Genomic DNA, 17474 nt, shown 5'->3' on the forward strand with positions numbered 1-17474 from the left:
GTGCTCAAAAGGTGCTTGGCGGTGCGCCTCGGCCGTGCCGCGGCGCCTCAGGTGAAGAACCCGAAGACACTGCGGATGCGGCCGCCGGCGAACTCGACGACGTCGTAGCCGGTGGCGGCCGAGCCGAGTTTCCAGGTGAACAGCGCGCGGTCGTGGTGGGCGCCGAGCACGGTGCCGAGGGTGAAGCGCAGGTCGCCGAAGCGTTGGCGGGCGCGGCCGATCTCCTGCGACAGTTCGGCGTGCCCGCGCAGGCCCGCGTTAAAGGGGTCGGTGTAGAGCGAGTCGTCGGTGAAGACCGACGGCATCATCGCCCGCCGGGCGGCATCGTCGGGCTCGTTCCAGATGTCGAGGTAGGCATGGATCACCTCGGTAGCGCTCACGTGCTGACTCCTTCCCAGACTACATGCTGTCCATATATTACACGGCGTTCAGGATTGAAACGGCATATATTATCCAAACCCTGTAGACTGTCAAGCGTGAACAACCCCACGAGGAGCCGCCGCGACCGGCTCCGCGCCCAGACCAGCGCCGAGATCAAGGCGATCGCCCTGAAGCTCATGGCCGGCGGCGGCCCGGACGCCATCTCGCTGCGCGCGATCGCCCGCGAGATGGGCATGACGGCCGGCGCGATCTACAGCTACTTCGCCACCCGCGACGACCTGATCACGACGCTCATCGGCGACGTCTACACCTCGGCGGTCGACGTCGCCGAGGCCGCCCGCGACGCGGTACCGGACGCCGACCCGGGCGGCCGCATCCTGGCCTGGGCCCAGGCCATCCGCGCGTGGGCGCTGGCCAACCCCGAAGGCTTCCGGCTGATCTACGGTGACCCCGTGGACGGCTACCGCCCGCCCGACGACGGCCCCGCCCGGCAGGCCGACGAGCGGGCCTGCAGCGCGCTGATCGGCCTGGTTGCCGCCGCCTGGCCCACGATCCAGGCGCGGCGGCCCGAGGCCACCGTCTACACCTGGGCCGACTTCGGCCCCGGCCTGGTGGCCCATGTCCGCGAGGAATTCCCCGACCTGCCGCCGGCCGGCATCGCGATGGCAATGCGGGTGTGGGGGCGCATGCACGGGCTCATCGCCCTGGAGATCTACGGCCACCTCAGCGCCCTGATGCACGACCCGTCGAGCGTCTACCGCGAGGAGATGCACGACCTCGTCGCTTCGCTCGGCCTGTAGGAAACCTCCAGCCGCCCACCGTCAAGGACGTGGTCACGCAGTCGGCGAAAGCGGCCAGAATCGCTGTCCCGAAAACGCTCGAATACGGGACGGCCGCGATCGCAACGAGGACGCCCAGGTCGGCGCGTCCCGAAACCAGTCCCGAAACACGGTCCGGGCGATTGAGTTCCGGGACGGTTTACGGGACGATTCCGGGATGCAGCCCGCCCCGCAGGCCCCCGCCACCCACACCAACACCGTCCGGACCGGCTACGCCCGAGTCTCCGGACGGGCACAAGATCATCAAATGCAGTTGGATGCCCTCGCGGCCGCGGACTGCCGCGAGGTGATCGAGGAGACCGCCAGCACAGGTGGAGCCCGGCCAAAGCTGCGGGCCGTCCTGGACGCGCTCAAGCCGGGCGACACACTGGTGATCTACAAGCCGGACCGGATCGCCCGGTCCATGAAGGAGCTCCTGGTGCTCCTGGAGGACGAGCTGCACGCCCGGGAGGTCAATCTGGAGATCCTGACCGGGATCTGCGCGGGGGTGCACAAGCCGAACGGGCAGACCATCGCGGACAAGATGTTGTTCATGGTGGCCGCGATGGCCGCGGAGATGGAACGCGACCTCATCCACGAACGCACCATGGACGGCCTCGCCGCCGCCAACGCCCAGGGGCGCTACGGCGGACGGCCCCCCGCCGTTGACGATGACACCCTCGCCATCGCCCGCGACCGCCGCGCACGCGGCGAGTCGGTCACTTCGATCGCCCGGCACCTGAAGATCGGCCGATCCACCCTCTACCGCGCCCTGGCCGATCACGACCAGGCCCGACCTCCCAGGTAGACCGCAAAGTCAACGCCTACTCGCCCTTGCCTACCAACGCCATGATCGTTCTCAGCGATAACCGCTGTTCCTGGATTCCCCAATCCCGATACAGGCGGGCACACAGCGAGGTGAGGATCTCGGTGACGTCTCGCACCAGGTCGTCATCGACCTCGGCGGGGTCAATGACGAGCAGGCGGCGGCCTTGGGCGGACAGGGCCGCCTCGACGTACTCGGCTCCGAACCGGGCGAACCGGTCGCGGTGTTCGACCACGATCGTGCTCACCTGCGGGTCGGCGAGCAGCGCGAGGAACTTCTTGCGGCGGCCGTTGAGGGCGGGGCCGACCTCGGTCACCACCCGATCCACACTGATGCCGCGCCCGGTCGCCCACGCCGTCACCCGCGCGACCTGGCCGTCCAGGTCGGCCTTCTGGTCAGATGAGGAAACGCGGGCGTACACCACCGTGGTTTCGCCGTGCTGGGCGGTGGGATCGATGTCTCCGACCAGGATCAGCCGCCCAACCTTGCGAGCGGGCACGGGCAGGGTGCCCTCCCGATACCACCGGTAAGCGGTGATCGGGTGGACACCTTGAGCCTTAGCCCACTCTTTCAAGTTCACTCTTGTATACTAAAACATACTCAAGTGCCAACTGTAATAACCCTCCACCTGCTGCAGGCCCTCGCCACCCTGGATCCGGTGGCGTGCCACTCCCCGCTCTGTGACCTCACCGGTGCGAAGGCGATCGAGACGGGGCCTCCTCGCGCCCCCGGAGACGTCGGGCGACCAGGTCAGAGGTCCAGGCCGGAGCCGCCGAACCGGTCCCGCAGGAACCTGCCCTGGTCGCGCAGGGCCTGCTCGTCGCCCCGGTAGACCGACTCGGCCACCTTACGCAGCTGGGTGTCCAGCAGGTCGAGCTGGGCGAGCAGTTCCTCGTGCGCGCTGCGCTCCCGCTCGCCGCGCCGCGTGAGCGCGCGGGAGCGGGGCAGGTTCGCGTACGTCTCCAGGCTGGAGGGCAGGTAGTCCCTGATCGTCTGCGACACGATGTGCAGGTGGTCGGGTGAGGAGGTGAGCGTGTCCGCCCGCCGGAGGATGCCGCGCAGCACCTCGGCGAGCGCGCCGACCCTCGTCGTCACGTCGTCGGGGAAGCGGTTCTGGCCGACCTCGGCCAGCAGGGTGTCCAGGTCGGCACCCAGCTGCCGGGACTCCACCTCCGCGTGCGAGATCGTGAGCCTCACCCGGTCCGCCGGGGCCAGCAGCGCCCCGACGCCGTACAGCCCGGCGACCACGACGGGCCAGTACGTTCCGGCGACGCCGAGGAAGACCAGGACCACCCCGGTGAGGGCCAGGGCGCATCCGGCGATGTTCCTGGTCGATCCGGCGTAGGCGAGGATCCGCTCTCCCGGGCTATTGGTAGCCACGGATCTCCTTGAAGGCCGTGGCCAGCGATCCCCGCCGGGCGTCGAAGGTCGCCCCGCCGGTGAGCTCGGCGATCCGCTTCATCTCGTCGACGTCGCTGTCGCCGAAGAGCACGACGAACGTCCTGACCTTCACGGGGAGAGAGGCGTAGTGGGCGGCGAAGTCGTCGTAGGAGCCGCCGTCGGTGTTCTCGCCGTCCGTCATCAGCACGATGGAGGTGAAGTCCTCCGACGGCGAGGACCGCACTTGCTCGTAGGCGGCCCGCAGGCTGTCGAAGATCGCGGTACCGCCGCCGGCCCGCAGTCCTTCGCCGTAGGAGCGGATCCGCTGGAGCACCGGTTCGGCGTCGCGGTCGGGCAGGGTGAAGGTCCGCGGGGTGCCGGGGCCGGTGTTGAACGGGATCATCGTGACCGTCTCGCGGTCGCGGAAGCGCGAGAACGATCCGCTGGCGGAGGTGTCGGCGCCGGACAGGGCGCTCAGCGCCTGCTTGAGCGCGGTGATCCGCTCCCCTTTCATCGAGCCGGAGGTGTCCAGCACGAACAGGGTCCGCGACGGCCTGCGGACCTGGTTGAGGTAGACGCCGATCAGCTTGTCGGCCGCGCCGCGCCGGTTGGGGAAGGGCAGCTCCACCAGCGACGCGGTCCCGAAACGCGGCTCCGGCCTAACCTCAGGGACGATGGGCCTGCGGTGGGTGGTGGTCATGATCTCCCGCTGGATCTCCGGCGTGCGCAGCCAGGTGGCGAGCTTGCCGTACAGCTCCTTCTTCTCCGGAGGCGCGGAGCTCAGGAGCGTGAGGGGGTAGTCGGCCGTCACCACCCCGTCGCTCGGGTAGACCAGTGTGAGCGGTTCGGAGAGCTTTCCGGAGGCGTTGAGGCCGAGCAGCACGGACTCGTAGTTCACGAGCCCGTCCACCGTGCCCTCCTTGGTGTACGCGTCCGCGAGCCAGCCGGAGGAGCCGGAGGTGAGCGTCTGCGCGGAGAAGAACTCCTTCAGCTGGGGGGTCGCCGCGGTGATCTGGGCCTCCTCCAGGGCCTCGCCGGCGTCGGAGAGCGCCGCCGTCACGCCGACCAGGGCCGAGAATCCGGAGTTGGACGCGGCGGGGCTGGTCATGCCGAAGGTGAACTTCCCGGCGCGGGCGGCCGAGGCGATGTCGTTCCAGGTCACGGGCTTGGCGTCCCAGCCGAGCTCGCGGGCCTTGGACGCCTTCAGCCCGAGCAGCACGGGCGAGACCATGACCTTGGTCTGGGTCGAGAGCCGCGCGGCCGCCCCGTCGATCAGCGACAGGTAGCGGTTGGAGGAGAACCAGGTCGCGTCGTGGCGCCCGTCCGCGCCGCCGCTCGCCACCTGGTCGGCCCCGTCGAGCGTTCCGGCGTACGACAGCGTGACCCGCACGCCGATGGCGTCCTCGGCCCGCCTGAGCAGCGGTTCCAGGTCGCCGACCTCGCTTCCGGCGAGGACGCGGAGCACGTCGGAGCCGTCGGCGGGAGTGTCGGAGGTGCCGGGCGTGTCGGCTCCGCCGCACGCGGCCGACGCCACCAGCAGGACCAGCGGGACCAGCACGGCGAGCGCCCGCCTCACCCGGCGGCCACCCGCCCGCACGCCGAGCGCCGACCCAGTCGAGCGTGAACCGAGTGGCACGCCGGATGCCGACCAGGCCGGGCGGGGGGCCGGCGACGCACCGGGCGCCGGGCCGCTCATCGCGGGAGCTCCTGCTCGTCGCCGCGCCGGGAGCGCTCCAGGTACGTGCGCGCGTGGTCCAGCTCGACGGTCAGGCTGTCCACGGTGATCGCCATGTTCTCCACGGCCTTGGCCTTGAACGTGTCGATCATGTCCATGGTGGCGTAGATGTTGTCGAACGCCTTGCGCAGCGCGTCCATGTCGACCGTGGTCGAGGTCGCCTGGGTCTGGATGCCGGCGGCCTGGGTGCGCAGCATCTCGCTGGTCGCCACGATCAGGTCGGAGGTGGTGGCGTTCAGCGCGGTGATCTGGTCGAGCACGAGTTTCTGGTTGGCGAGGGCCTGGGCCACGGTCACGGCCGTGCGCAGCGCCGCGACCGTCGTCGTGGTCGCCCGGTCCACGCCTTTGATCAGTTCGAGGTTGTTTTTGCGGATCAGGTCCAGCGCGAGATACCCCTGGGCGGACACCGCGAGCTGGGTCAGCAGGTCCTGGTGCTTCTGCCGGATGCCGAACAGCGCGTCCGAGCGCAGGGCGGTGGCCTTCTCCGGCTCGGCCGCCTCGACGTACATGATCTTCTCTTCCACCGCGGCGTCGAGGGCGGCGGCGAGCAGGGCGTACTCCTGCAGGCGCTTCATCGACTCCCACAGGTTGGTCTTCTCGCCCTCGATGGCCGCGTTGTCCTTTCGCAGCTCGTCCTGCCCGGACTTCAGGGCGCGGATGATGTCGTCGAGGTGTTTCTGCGCCGACCGGTACTTCGCGAAGTAGTCGCGCAGCCGGTCGCCGAACGGGATCAGTCCCAGCAGCTTCCTGGCCGGGCCGGACGTCTGCTTGGGATCGAGGTCGACGATCGTCCGGCGCAGCGCGACCAGCTGCCCCGCCACCGCCGCCTGCGCGTCCCGGCCCTCGCCCTTGACGGACGCCAGCGCGGCCACCGGGCGCCTCAGCATGCGGTTCGCCACCTGGGAGGAGGCCCGGATCTCCGCGTCGCCCATGGAGGTGATGTCGTGCACCTTCCTGGTGAACTCCGGCGACCTGGGGTCCAGGCCGCCCAGTTCCTCGGCGAAACCGCGGGCCTTCTCCGCCAGTTCCGCCTCCCGCCCCTCCGGGACCGGCAGCATGGTGGCCGCCTTCTCCGTGGGCACCTTGGCCACGGGTTCGGGCGGGCTGAGCACGAGATCGCTCACGGTGGTCTCTCCTCGAAGCGCTGGGAAGGTGAGGTCAGGGAGTGGGTGAGGGGACCGCTCCGGAGCGGTAGAGCGTCTCGACCGCGGAGATCATGCCCTCCAGCCGCTCGTGGTCGGGGGGCTCCACCACGTCGACCAGGCCGGGTGGCAGCGGAGCCCCCACCTTCGCCACGAGGTCGTCGAACGCCCGGGGGGCGGCGGTGCGGAAGCCGTACAGGGCCGCGAGGCGTCCGAGTTCCGGGTCCTCCTGCAGGAGGCGGCCGACCTCGGTGCCCCGCGCGCTCAGCGGTACGAGCGTGTGCTTGCTCAGGACCGTGGGAGAGGGGTAGAGCAGCCGCATGTCGGGGCGGATCGAGCCGTCCCCGGCGAACAGGCGCGAGGCGTACTGCGCCTCGTAGATCACGACCATGGGCGTCTTCCCCATCCCCAGGGACAGGTAGTCCTCGAACGGCGCCTCGGTGGAGGTCTCGGAGTAGCCCTGGTCGAGGAAGAGGGGGGCGACGGCCTGGGCGACCCTGGCCCCTCGCCCGTCGGAGGTGACCACGTCGTCGCCGTTGGCCACGTAACCGGCGATCGCCAGGTACATCGCCGCGGAGTTGGAGGTGCGGATGTCGGTGGTGGTGAGCAGCACGCGCTTGCGCGCCGGGTAAGCGGTATTACCCGGCAATTTATCCCACCGAGTGCCTTTCGCCACCAAACCCAGATATTTCTGGATATCGAGCACCTGGTAACCCTGACCGGAGTCCCGTACGACGCCCGCCCTGGTGAGCACGTCCACGATCGGGGTGAAAGTGGCGATCGCCATGGGCGAGGAGAACGGCGCGAACGTGCGGGCGGCACCCCGGTCACGCCTGATCTTCTCGGCCGCCGGAGCGCTGGACGGGAACGCGAAGCCGTATTTCCCCAGGTCCACCGAGGTCGCGATCTGGCGCGACCCGGCGGTGTCGACCTCCACCCGGAGACCGTGCGCGGCGAAGGCCGCCCGCACTCTCGGATCGTCGAAGAACGGCTTCTTCTCCGATCCGATCACCCCCCGGACCAGGGTGAGCTCACGCGTCTCCGCGCCGCCGTCACGGTTGCCCACCACGATCGCCGCCACCACGGCGGCGCCGAGGAGCAGTGCCAGCCCGACACCGATCCAACGCCTCATGTGATCCCTCGAAAGCTTGCCCCGTATCGCTATGAAATAGCGGTTGTAATTGAATTATGTGATTAATGACGACAGTGCGGAGCGAGGCACTCACAACGTATTGACAATTCACTTTCCGTTCACCGACACGCCGCTCGAAGGGCGGTCGCCGTCGTCACGCCGGAACTCGCATAAATCCCCCGGCGCCGGCCTCGACCCGCTGGAAAGCGTCGAGGGCGCCCCTCGGATCGCCCGTCACCACCGCCCGTACGCCGTCCGCGCCCACCTTCGGGAACCGGCCGAAGACCATGCCGCCCCGAGAGAACCACCTGCCGGCGGCGCAGACCGCCACCACCAGGACCATGCTGGAGATCCCGGTTCCCGAAGGCCTCGACCGGGCTGAGGTGACCACCTGGGTCAACGAGATCAACGGACGCAATGACCTGCTCAGCGACACGATCAGGGAGGAGTCCCCGAAACACCCGTCTGCCAGTCCGTGACGCCGGGGAACAGGTCCCGGCGCTCCCGCAGCATCGCCAGGTGATCGGTGTCCCCGCAGCCGCCGTACACGCATCACGCCGGGGGTAGGCGCCTGGATCGCAGCCGGCGTTCTCCAGGGCCTCGCACAGCGAGAAGCCGAAGAAGCCCGCGTCGAAGAGGTCGGCGTCCGGCACGACGCCGTAGGCGGAGGCCCCGCCGGTGTTCTCCTCCTCGGGGGATCGCGTGATGAACTCGGTTCCGGCGGCGAGCCCCGCCCAGAACGCGTCGACGTCCGGCGCGCCGGGGAAACGGCCCGCCATCCCGATGATCGCGATGAACGTCTGCTCGGCGTGCGGCGGCACGGTCGGTCCCCCGTCCGTGCGGGCCGCGCACCGTCCATGGAGCCGTCCTTGGAGCCGTCCTCGGGTTCGGCCGGGGCCTGACCGTCGCGCAGCTTGCGTACCAGGGAGAAGAGGGGAGGCAGCATCGACAGGACGGTGAGGACCGCGGCGATCCAGAAGACCTCGCGCAGCCCGAGCGGGGCCACGAGCAGTTCCCCGACGGTGACGCCGAGGGGGATCATGCCCCAGGTGACGAAGCGGAAGACGGAGTTCATCCGGCCGAGCAGCTGCGGGGGCGTCACGATCTGGCACAGGCTGACCTGCAGGACGTTGAAGATGTACGCCCCGACGTAGATGACGAACAGGCCGGCGGCGATCATCGCGAGGGTGATGACGCCCCTCGTCTTCTGCGCGTCGTTGGTGCCGTGGGCCAGGGAGACCAGCGAGGCCGAGCCGATCTGGCCGTATTGGAACCCGCGCCTCCTGGTGTTCTCGGGGACGTTCCTGGTGATGACGTAGACCAGGTAGGTGCCGACGGTGGCCACCAGGATCGCCGCCAGCGGCGCCAGCACGGCCGGGACGAGCACCTTGGACACGTTTCCGTGCCTCCTCGCGGCGGACGGTGGCCGACAGGATCCGCCCCGTGCCGCGCTCCAGATGCCGGGCCAGTTTCCGGGTCGATTCGTGAGTGCGGATGGTGCCGATCCGGGGCAGTGTCACGTGGCGGCGGTCGGCCTCCACCCGGATCGCACCGGTGGTGAACCGGCACGAAGGGGGTGGCGCGGTGCTTGGACCTGAACCGGGCAAACCCGACCTTCGGCCCCTTACGGGTGCCGTGACGCGAAGCCGCCCAGTTCCTCAGCGCCCGCGCCACGCCGTCCAGGCCGCTGGTGCAGGCCTCTTTGGAGTGCTCGGCCCACCACGGCGCGACGTCGCCCTTGGCGGTGTTCCACGCCCGGCGCAGGCCATACAGCGACCACGGCGCCTCGGTCAGGTGTTCATCGGGCACCCCGTAGGACTTCTCCGCCTCCCGCTGGGACAAGGCGGCCTTGACGCGGGCCAGGCCCCAGTTGAAGGCGAACCGGGACGCGCCGCAGTGGGAGGCGAGCAGGCGCACCTGCTCGGGGGTGGGGTCCAGGGCGTAGCGGTAGGCCTGGTGGACCCGCATCAACCCTCCCCCTCACAGTACGTCGCCGACCGTCAACGTACTGTAGGAGTCATGATCAATGACTACCTGACCGGCGAACAGTCAGACGCCTGCCTCGGGAGCGCAGGAAACCGCAGAGGGAGCCGGTGGTCTTGCCAGCGGTGTCGGTGGAGGCGGGCACGTCGATGAAGACGCCTGCGCCTTAACCCACTCTTTCACGTTCACTCACACATCCTGATACATGCTCAACCACCAACTACTTCCAACCCTCTCCCACGCCGGGCCATAGCGACACGCGCGGCACAGCGGTGCCGAGGCGATTGCTCATCTGCCCGGCATCGGCCAACCACTCGCATGTCAACTCGATGTCATGAACGTGGGTCAGATTCAGGGTCGTAGGACGTTCCCCGGATGTCGAGGAGACCCATGTTCCGACGACTCGTCCTCACCGTCATGACCACGCTGGCGGTGCTGGCGGCGGTCGTTCCCCCGGCCGCCGCGCAGCCACCGGCCCCCACCACGGTCGCCCACCGCGGGGCGTCGGCGTACGCGCCGGAGAACACCGTCGCGGCCTTCGAGCTGGCGAACAAGCAGGGCGCCGACATGTTCGAGCTCGACGTCCAGGAGACCAAGGACCACGAGCTGGTCCTGATGCACGACACGACACTGGCCCGTACCACCAACGCCGAGAGACTGTTCCCCGGCCTGGCGCCCTGGAGGGTCGGCGACCTCAACCTCGCGCAGATCCGCAGGCTGGACGCGGGCTCGTGGTTCGACGCGAAGTACAAGGGCGAGCCGGTGCCCACGCTCGGAGAGACCCTGCGCGCGATGAGCGCGAGCCGGCTCGGCCTGCTGCTGGAGATCAAGGCGCCGGGGCTCTACCGGGGCATCGAGACCCGCGTCGCCGACGAGCTACGACGTCACCCCTCGTGGCTGGGGCCCGGACGGCTCGTCGTGCAGTCGTTCGACTGGAACTCGATGCGCACGTTCCACCGGGTCATGCCCCGGGTCCCGATCGGCCTGATCGGCACGCCCGCGATCGCCGACCTCCCGAGACTCGCGAGGTTCGCCGACCAGATCAACCCGCCCTACAACGAGCTCACCCCCGAGTACGTCAGGCGCGTCCACCGCCACCGCATGGAGGTCTTCACCTGGACCGTGGACGATCCGGCGATGATGCGGCGCGTGATCTCCTACCGGGTGGACGGCATCATCACCAACAAACCCGACCTGACGCCCTGACCCGCTCGCGCTCGAAACAATGAATCACCTGAATGAATCACCTGCTCGAACACGCTAGATCGCCGACTTTCGGTAACGGCGGGAGGGGGCGCCCCGATCCCCCGGCCTTTGATCGTGGCGCACCAGAGCCCCGGCCAGGGGACGTCGGCCGGTGGAGAGCTCGGGGAGATGTCTTCCGGTGTTCACCCCGGCCGGGTGACGACGGTGGCCCCCTGTTGTTCCCCCAGTTCGCCTACCGCTGGGCGCGATGGGCGCCACCCGCGCGAGAACATCTTCGTGATCTTCGCACGACCTTCGAGGAGGTCGTACTCAGCCGGACGGTCTGGCGCAACCTACCCCCGCCATGGTGTATCTCGCCCCTGGTCACACTGGTCCCGCTCGCCGCCCGGTAGAGCGGCTTGGCCACCTCGTACAACCGGGTGCCCAGCGGATCAAGCCGAGCGAGCGGTTCCTCTCGGGCGCGGCGCTCCCGATCGCCTACACCGCGTGAGTGCGCAGGAGCGAAGCAGGCCCGCGCACGCCTCCAGGCTGACGGCAAGCAGGCCCAATCGCCTGCAAGGACATGTCTGCGCTGCGCTCCACCGCCCCTGGAGTCGCCCAGCGCCTCAGGCGGAGCCGCCGAGTTCCTTACGGGCGATCCGCTCAACGAAAACGGGAACGAAATCACGGATAGGACGGTCATCGAAGCGCTGGTGGATTGCCGTCACAGTGGAGTGCACCCGCTCGGCCTCATGAGTACCGGCGAAGACTTTCGTCAAACGGTCGGTAAGCTCACCGAGGGCCAGGTGCTCTCGTTCGGCGACATCTATGCTCATGAAGCCTCCCAAGTTGGCGTCAGGCGCGTACCCATCTACAGCATCTTCGGCCTATTTGCCCCGAATCGATATTAAATATCCCTAAATATCCAGTTTAGTTACGGAAGCCATACGCGCGTTGAGCGCCACGCCCTAGCGGGTCGTTTGTGCCCCGGGCATGGGGAGGTCAGGAAGTGATGGGCAGGTCGCGGCGGGCTTGGGCGGCGGTGTCCGACAAATGATCACGGTGGATGCGGTTAGATGATCGTTCGTGGTGCGACGAGGTGAGCTGACCGACAAGGCCTGGCAACGGATCGAGCCCCTGCCGCCCGCGACCGATGGCAGGGAACGTCCCTGGCGTGACCACCGCGAGGTCATCAACGGGATCTTGTGGCGGTTGTGAACCGGATCGCCCTCCAAAGGTGGCGCGGGCGGGACGGGTGCGGAAGACTGCCTCGATGGCTGCCGAGTATGCCCAGAGTGACCAGTTCCGTGGTGCCCGCATCCACCTGTGCGACCTCGCCGGTCTCGAGATCCGTGATTGCGAGGTCAGCGGTCTGAAGATCGTCGACTGCTATGGGAGCGACGTCTACCTCGGTGGCGACTTCGAGCGTCTCGTCGTCAACGACGTCGACGTGACCGCCTACGTCGAGGCCGAGCTCGACCGGCCTTTTATCCGGTACATCGCCCCGGTCCACGGCGCCCTTCTGGCGTACTCCGGCCGCCCCCTGGGGTGAGCGAAGGACCTCAGCGGAATGGGCGCCGTCGTAGCCGACTGTTAGCCGACCGTGTGTCGGCCCACAGCCGCCCTTCGTCAGCGGTCGGGGCCCCGCATGACCATCGCGACCTCCGACCGCGCGTTACGGCCGGCAGTCGCAGGGCTTCGCCGGAACGGTCTCCGGCGAAGCCCGTGATGCGAGTTTCGGTTTCGCTCTGATCGATCAGGGCGCCTCAGATCACCAACACCGGTTGGCCACGCAGAGCGGCAGGCCTCCCGGCGGCGGTGGTTGGGGGTCGTTCGGCATGGGGGTGGTCGTACCGGTCGTGCCGGCGCCGTTGTTGAACCAGGCCTTCACCCCGCCCAGAGTGTCGTGGACGAGGTAGTCGACCCGGCGGTCACCGTTGATCTCGGCCAGACCGATGTTCGCGCGGGCCACGCCGACGCCGGAGGCGATCTCGCCGGCCGCCTGCCAGGCCGACCCGGAGCCGCCCCGGTTGTTGGTCCACGCGCGGATCTGGCCGTAGTCGCCGAGGACCAGGTAGTCGTCACGGCGGTCGCCGTTGACGTCGGCGAAGGTCACCGTGGGACCGGTCGCGCCGACGCCGGAGGCGATCTCGCCCTGACTGACCCACGAGACGGCATCGCCGGTGCCGGTGTTGCGCCAGAGCCGGCCCCTGCCCTGGTCGTCGACCACGAGGTAGTCGTCTCGGTTGTCGCCGTCGATGTCGGCGAACCTGATCTGGTCGCGGGGGGCGGAGCCCGAGGCGAGCTGGCCCTTGCTCGTCCAGGCGACGGCATCACCGGTGCCGCTGTTGAACCACGCCTTGACCTGGCCCTGGTCGCCGACCACGAGATAGTCGTCGCGGTTGTCGCCGTTCAGGTCGGCGAAGCGGATGTGGTCGCGCGGACCCGATCCGGACGCGACCTCGCCGCGGAAGTTCCAGCCGACGCGATCTGCCTCCCGGACGTTCAGCCAGGCCTCCACCCTGCCGTTGTCCTTCACCAGAAGGTAGTCGTCGCGGCCGTCGCCGTTCAGGTCGGCGAACCTGACCTCCTGGCGGGGCGCGTCGGTGGAGGCGATCTGGCCCTGGTAGTCCCACGGGTCGGCACGGCCCCAGCGTTCGTTCAGCCAGGCCGCGACCTCGCCTGCGGCGTTGACGGTCAGGTAGTCGTCGCGGCCGTTCCCGTCGATGTCGGCCATGACCACCTCGTCACGGGAGGCGCCCACGCCACCGACGACGGCGCCCTGGTAGATCCACGGCCGGTTGCCGCCGACGTTGTTCAGCCAGGCCTTGGTGTAACCCGTGTCGTCGAACACCAGGTAGTCGTCGTCGCCGTCACCGTCGAGGTCGTGGAATCGCACCTGGTCACGGGTGGCGCCGACGCCCGAGGCGATCTCGCCCTGGTACGACCACCCCCCGCCGCCGACGGTGACCTGGTTCAGCCAGGCGCGCACCCGGCCCTGGTCGTCGACCACCAGGTAGTCGTCGCGGCCGTCGTCGTCGACGTCGGCGAACCGCACCTGGTCACGCGTCGCGCCGACACCCGTGGCGACCACGCCCTGGGCCACCCAGCTGACGGCGCCGCCGGTGCCGGCGTTGCGCCACATCGAGACCTGGCCCTGGTCGCCGACCACCAGGTAGTCGTCGCGGCCGTCGCCGTTCACGTCCGCGAATCGCACCTGCTGGCGGGGGGCCGCCCCGGTGGCGATCTCGCCGATGTAGTTCCAGCCGCCGCCCTGACCGGCGCGGTTGTTGAGCCAGGCCCTGACCTGGCCCTGCTCGCCGACCAGGAGGTAGTCGTCGCGGCCGTCGCCGTTCACGTCGGCGAAGCGGACCTGCGCACGGCTCGCGCCAGGAACCGATGCGATCTTGCCTGCGTAATCCCAGCCTGCGGGAGCGGGGCCCGTCGGGGGCGGCGGCGGGCTGGCCGGCGCCGGGGTGCACGGTCGGTTGTCGCCGGGGAGCGCGGGCATGATCAGGCCCTCGTCCATCGCGGCGTTGATCGCGTTGTGGTAGGCGTTGGCCATCTTGCGGTAGCCGTCGTTGTTGGGGTGCAGCGAGTCGGCCAGGTCGGCCGCGGTGAACCCGAGAGCGCCGTTGCCGACCAGCCTGACGCGTTTGCCCTCGGCGCGGAGGTTGTTGACGATGGTCGGCAGCCTGGCGTTGTACATCGCGATCAGCGAGTTGTCCCTCTCGTCCTTCGCCGGCACGAGGCTGGAGACGAGGACCGTGGTGAGCGGCGAGATGTCGGTGATCCTGTCGACCAGCCCGCCGAGGCGGATGTGGGCCGTGTCGGGCTCCTCGTCGTTCGCCAGGTCGTTGGTCCCGATGTGCAACACGACGACGTTGGGCCGGTAGCGGCTGATCGCGCACTCGGTCGCCAGGGTGTCGATCTGGCTGATCCGCCAGCGGGGGTGCCCCTCGTGGTCGGTGTCGGGGATGTAGCCGTGCCCGGAGTCCACGGAGCCGACGAAGTCGAGTGCGCTCGCGTCGTCCTGCAACAGGTCCCACAGGCGGCCTCGATAGCCGACGCCGCCAGGGGTCCCGCCGACGCCGTGGGTGATGGAGTCACCGAGCGGCATTACCCGCAAGGCCCGGGTTTGCGATCCACGTTCGCCGGCGGCGAGTTCGATCTCTTCCACGTATTGAGGAATGTTCTCCTCCACGGTCGCAGCCGCGGCTTCCATGGACGCGCCGACGTTGCCCCCCCACCACCAGGTTTTCACCTGGCGACCGAAATCACGCACGCCCCGGGCCAGACTCGTGAACGAGCTCCCATGGTCGAGGTTCAAGCGGGGCCCGAAGTAGCCGTCCCAGAGGGCCGAGCTCGCGCCGAGGACAAAGGACCAGATCAGGAGATTCCACCAGGCGTTCGGATCTGGGCTCGGGGCGATGGTCTGGACGATCGCGCCCCTGGCGAAATTGGCGAAGAAGGTCGCCAGCCCCGAGCATGCCGCGTTGGCGAGGGGCGCCAGCGGACCTGACTCGGGAAGGAAGAACAAAGAGCAGGTGATTCGGATGGTGAGATAGATCCCCACGGTGGCGAGGCCGATCAGAAAGGCCGCCCATGGGGACACTCCGGGGGGCGGTGATGGGGCCGGCTCGGGGGGCGGCTCGTCGGTCTCCGCTGTGATCGTCAGGGTGGAACCTCTCACGGCGATGGTTCCGTCGAAGTCCACCCAGTTGTCCATGAACCCAACTGGAATGGACCCCTTGTTACGCATCAGTTCCTCTTTGAAGGAGTCGCTGAGCAGTTCGTTGGCACCGTTCATGTCGGCGACCCAGTCGTGGATCTGGGTACGCTCGAAACCTTCGGGGAGCGCGAAGTTAACCGTGATCGTGGTCGCGGCCTTCGCGGCAGGCTGGAAGCCCACCTGGAGCAGCAGTGAAAGGGTCACCAGCAGGGCCGTCAGGACCCTGCCTCTTCTTCTTAATCGGGTGAACATCCTGCCGCGGGATGCGAGCACGGTCCCTCCACCTGTTCATCCGCCGGCGGCTCGCCGAGCGGGCGGGTTGATCAAAGATGCTTGCCGGGATGCCGGGGCGGTCAGGGTCCGCCCCTGACGCAGGTCGTGTGAGGCTCCGCTTCCCGTCACGTTGGTCGCGGATGCGGGGCGAGGCGAAGCGCGTCGACGACCGCGGCCCCGCCGGCGATGGACGGGCGGAGGTGACTTCCCTCCGTCCCCGGCGAGGCCGGACGACGCGAGAACTCGGTGACGCGCTTACGCGTCGTGGTTCCACTGCTGGTGGAGGCCACCGTTCCACGCCTGCGCGTAAGCGTTGCCGGCATGGTCGCTGTCGACCGCGTAACTCGTGTTGCCCCACCACAGGGAGAAGATGACCTTGTTCCAGCTCGTACCCTGAGCGAACCACTCACGGGCGGAAGACGAGTCGTTGTCCTCGCACTCGACGGTCGTCCTGAGAGCTCCCGAGCTGATGCGGGCGAGGCACCGGCCTGTCGCCCTGTTCTTCAAAACTACGAGGTCAAAGCGAAGATGCGAGCCGGGGATGCCGTCGCCACGATGCTGGAGGATCGGCTCCCAAAGCTGGTGGTCGTTGGTGTCACGAGGGCTGCACGGCAGCGTGTACACCTCGCCGGCCCAGTTGCTGTCCAGGCAACGGTTGGTCGCGTAGTTCTTCAGGTTGCCGACGCCGACGTAGGCCTGGGCGGGCGCGGGCATCGTCAGCCCCAGGGCCAGCGTCAGGGCGGCGCTCATCGCGACGGCGATCATCCTGCGGCCGGGCCGAGCCCAGGCCCTTTTGGTATCAGACATTTTTGCTCCGATTTTGGGACACCCCGGCTGGCGTCTCCATTTCTCTTGAGCCCGCATATAACCGCGACAAAAGTGCCATCTGGTGTACGCCAGGTGAACTATTTTCCCTAATAGCATGACAAGAAAGATTCAATGGCGGCAATTTCGCGCCGAGTTGCGACTCGACCGCACTTGGTGATCATGTTTCCGGCGTGTTAAAAGAGTGCGGCCGGACCGCATTGGGAATCTGCGCCGTATCGCCACGAGGACCGGTGCAGGTGTCGCCAGATGAAATGAATACCGAGATGGAATGGAAATTCATGCCACACGGTGAACGAGCCGCACATCCTTTGGGCGCGGCGACCATTCAACCGACGTCCTGCTACGCAATCCATTCCCATCACATGCGGGATATCGGAGCCCACCTTTCGGTGACTCGCCGAAGCCGTGCAGGTCGGCCGGCCTCCAGTACAGGCATTGCGTTCATGCGAGGACGAACTGTCAAACGGAGGCTTGGCACAGGTGAACGAATGCAGCCGAGGCAGGCTTTCACCCCTTATCAAGGCCGTCATCCCCGAAAAAAGTGACCAGGCGGCCAACCGTAAGAACCGCGGTTCCCGTGGTGGCCGCCCGGTCAGTCATGATCCAGAGCTGTATGAGCAGCGCAACACGGCCGAACGCCGCATCGATCGGATCAAGGAGTGGCGCGGGCCGGCTTTCCGCTTCGACAAGACCCCGAAAGCTACCTCGCGGGCCTTCATCTACGCGGAGCCATCGTGTGTGAACCGTGCCGGGATTGCTGGAGGCTTCTGTAAGGGGCGCGCACACCGCGACCGCCCAGCTGCTGTGCCGCCTGCTGGAGGGCCACCGCGCTCGCCTCTGTGCACTGGCGCGGGGCGAACTGACGCCAGCGTCCGTGCTTCCCGGGACGGCTCCGCTTGAGCCGCTGCTTCCACGATGAGACCGCTCTGACCAGGCTTGTTGATCTTTGGTGTTAGTCGGCCGGTACTGGTTTCAAAGCCGTGCCGCATCCTCGGGTGTCGGATGTGCTCATGGCGCCCGCGGGCCACGCCCGGCGCAGCTACCGTGGCTAGGTTCTGT

Annotated in this window: 15 protein-coding genes and 2 pseudogenes; 6 read left to right on the top strand and 11 right to left on the bottom strand. The window is 68.3% G+C overall.

Going from position 1 to position 17474, the window contains the following annotated elements; translation table 11 throughout:
- Positions 1-47 precede the first annotated feature (47 nt).
- The gene (locus ACTOQ2_RS38490; protein ID WP_440106097.1) at positions 48-380 is read right to left on the bottom strand and encodes a nuclear transport factor 2 family protein; all 333 of its coding nucleotides are present in this window, start codon (positions 378-380) and stop codon (positions 48-50) included.
- Between the two features lie 96 nt (positions 381-476).
- Between ACTOQ2_RS38490 and ACTOQ2_RS38495 the strand changes: the two genes are divergently transcribed.
- Together ACTOQ2_RS38495 and ACTOQ2_RS38500 are read left to right on the top strand one after the other, a co-directional pair.
- Complete coding sequence (locus ACTOQ2_RS38495; RefSeq protein ID WP_440106099.1) at positions 477-1181, top strand: TetR/AcrR family transcriptional regulator; 705 nt, start codon at positions 477-479, stop codon at positions 1179-1181.
- A 196-nt stretch (positions 1182-1377) separates the two neighbouring features.
- Entirely contained in the window at positions 1378-2007 is a 630-nt protein-coding gene (locus ACTOQ2_RS38500) for a recombinase family protein (RefSeq protein ID WP_440106101.1), read from the top strand.
- A gap of 16 nt (positions 2008-2023) precedes the next feature.
- On the opposite strand, the gene ACTOQ2_RS38505 is transcribed toward ACTOQ2_RS38500, so the two are convergent.
- From ACTOQ2_RS38505 to ACTOQ2_RS38535, 7 genes are all read right to left on the bottom strand, one after another.
- Complete coding sequence (locus ACTOQ2_RS38505) at positions 2024-2605, bottom strand: IS607 family transposase (protein ID WP_440106103.1); 582 nt, start codon at positions 2603-2605, stop codon at positions 2024-2026.
- Between the two features lie 170 nt (positions 2606-2775).
- On the bottom strand, positions 2776-3405 hold the full coding sequence (locus tag ACTOQ2_RS38510; RefSeq protein WP_440106105.1) for a hypothetical protein: 630 nt from the start codon (positions 3403-3405) through the stop codon (positions 2776-2778).
- The gene (locus ACTOQ2_RS38515) at positions 3392-4981 is read right to left on the bottom strand and encodes an extracellular solute-binding protein (protein WP_440106107.1); all 1590 of its coding nucleotides are present in this window, start codon (positions 4979-4981) and stop codon (positions 3392-3394) included. Before ACTOQ2_RS38515 ends, ACTOQ2_RS38510 begins: the two co-directional genes overlap by 14 nt.
- 116 nt (positions 4982-5097) lie before the next feature.
- Entirely contained in the window at positions 5098-6264 is a 1167-nt protein-coding gene (locus ACTOQ2_RS38520) for a toxic anion resistance protein (protein WP_440106109.1), read from the bottom strand.
- A 34-nt stretch (positions 6265-6298) separates the two neighbouring features.
- The gene (locus tag ACTOQ2_RS38525; protein WP_440106111.1) at positions 6299-7414 is read right to left on the bottom strand and encodes a hypothetical protein; all 1116 of its coding nucleotides are present in this window, start codon (positions 7412-7414) and stop codon (positions 6299-6301) included.
- Positions 7415-7533: 119 nt separating this feature from the next.
- The gene (locus ACTOQ2_RS38530; RefSeq protein WP_440106146.1) at positions 7534-8193 is read right to left on the bottom strand and encodes a beta-ketoacyl synthase N-terminal-like domain-containing protein; all 660 of its coding nucleotides are present in this window, start codon (positions 8191-8193) and stop codon (positions 7534-7536) included.
- Positions 8194-8590: 397 nt separating this feature from the next.
- Positions 8591-9382: a helix-turn-helix domain-containing protein gene (locus ACTOQ2_RS38535; RefSeq protein WP_440106113.1), complete on the bottom strand. Its 792-nt coding sequence runs from the start codon at positions 9380-9382 to the stop codon at positions 8591-8593.
- A gap of 405 nt (positions 9383-9787) precedes the next feature.
- Between ACTOQ2_RS38535 and ACTOQ2_RS38540 the strand changes: the two genes are divergently transcribed.
- Complete coding sequence (locus ACTOQ2_RS38540; protein WP_440106115.1) at positions 9788-10603, top strand: glycerophosphodiester phosphodiesterase; 816 nt, start codon at positions 9788-9790, stop codon at positions 10601-10603.
- Between the two features lie 605 nt (positions 10604-11208).
- On the opposite strand, the gene ACTOQ2_RS38545 is transcribed toward ACTOQ2_RS38540, so the two are convergent.
- Positions 11209-11418 (bottom strand): three-helix bundle dimerization domain-containing protein, encoded by a 210-nt coding sequence (locus ACTOQ2_RS38545; protein ID WP_344744386.1) that lies wholly within the window; start codon positions 11416-11418, stop codon positions 11209-11211.
- A gap of 250 nt (positions 11419-11668) precedes the next feature.
- Between ACTOQ2_RS38545 and ACTOQ2_RS38550 the strand changes: the two are divergent.
- Together ACTOQ2_RS38550 and ACTOQ2_RS38555 are read left to right on the top strand one after the other, a co-directional pair.
- Positions 11669-11797: pseudogene (locus ACTOQ2_RS38550) on the top strand (transposase); the annotation flags it as partial.
- A 58-nt stretch (positions 11798-11855) separates the two neighbouring features.
- Positions 11856-12134 (top strand): hypothetical protein, encoded by a 279-nt coding sequence (locus ACTOQ2_RS38555; protein ID WP_440106117.1) that lies wholly within the window; start codon positions 11856-11858, stop codon positions 12132-12134.
- A 219-nt stretch (positions 12135-12353) separates the two neighbouring features.
- Here ACTOQ2_RS38555 and ACTOQ2_RS38560 read toward each other — a convergent pair whose 3' ends face one another.
- Both ACTOQ2_RS38560 and ACTOQ2_RS38565 read right to left on the bottom strand, forming a co-directional pair.
- Entirely contained in the window at positions 12354-15587 is a 3234-nt protein-coding gene (locus ACTOQ2_RS38560) for an FG-GAP-like repeat-containing protein (RefSeq protein WP_440106119.1), read from the bottom strand.
- A gap of 255 nt (positions 15588-15842) precedes the next feature.
- Entirely contained in the window at positions 15843-16394 is a 552-nt protein-coding gene (locus ACTOQ2_RS38565; protein WP_440106121.1) for a hypothetical protein, read from the bottom strand.
- A gap of 513 nt (positions 16395-16907) precedes the next feature.
- Between ACTOQ2_RS38565 and ACTOQ2_RS38570 the strand changes: the two are divergent.
- Positions 16908-17188, top strand: a pseudogene (locus ACTOQ2_RS38570) (hypothetical protein); the annotation flags it as partial.
- Positions 17189-17474: the final 286 nt, after the last annotated feature.

This window comes from Streptosporangium sp. H16, from assembly GCF_051918855.1.
Taxonomy (GTDB): domain Bacteria; phylum Actinomycetota; class Actinomycetes; order Streptosporangiales; family Streptosporangiaceae; genus Streptosporangium.